A 457-nucleotide genomic window follows, 5' to 3' on the forward strand; every position below is an offset into this window, starting at 1 on the left:
CCCTGTGTCTGCGCAGAGCCATGTTCCCTCTGGAATCTGCGGATCCGTCCCAGTGCGCGGTACATCCGGTCTTTTTCACTGGGATGATCTATGAATTTTCTTCCCAGGACAGTTCCGTCTGCCCGCATGATGGTACAGACTGCATCGGTATTGATCCCCAGGTCCACGCTGCAGATGACCTGTTCTTTCACAGGTGTTTTGGTAAGTGTTACTTCTTCTGTATAGGTAAAACGCAGGAAATATTTATGGTGTCTTTTCTCCAGTGTCGGGGCAGATGCTTTTTTTCCTGACCAGTATTTTCTCAGATATTCCATATCCGTATGCTCCAAACGTACACAGAACCATTTCCAGTCATGGCCGTCATAGAGTTTCAGGTATGCTTCGTCTTTCCTTTCCGCTCCCTCACGATACATGACATCACGGTAGAAGACCGGCATGGCGTGGTTTTCATATACAA

At 47.9% G+C, this 457-nt stretch carries 1 pseudogene; it reads right to left on the minus strand.

Going from position 1 to position 457, the window contains the following annotated elements:
- Positions 1-457: pseudogene (locus tag LJE11_RS19330) on the minus strand (IS200/IS605 family accessory protein TnpB-related protein); the annotation flags it as partial.

Source organism: Blautia sp. DFI.1.216, from assembly GCF_020594215.1.
Classification (GTDB): Bacteria; Bacillota; Clostridia; order Lachnospirales; family Lachnospiraceae; genus Blautia_A; species Blautia_A wexlerae.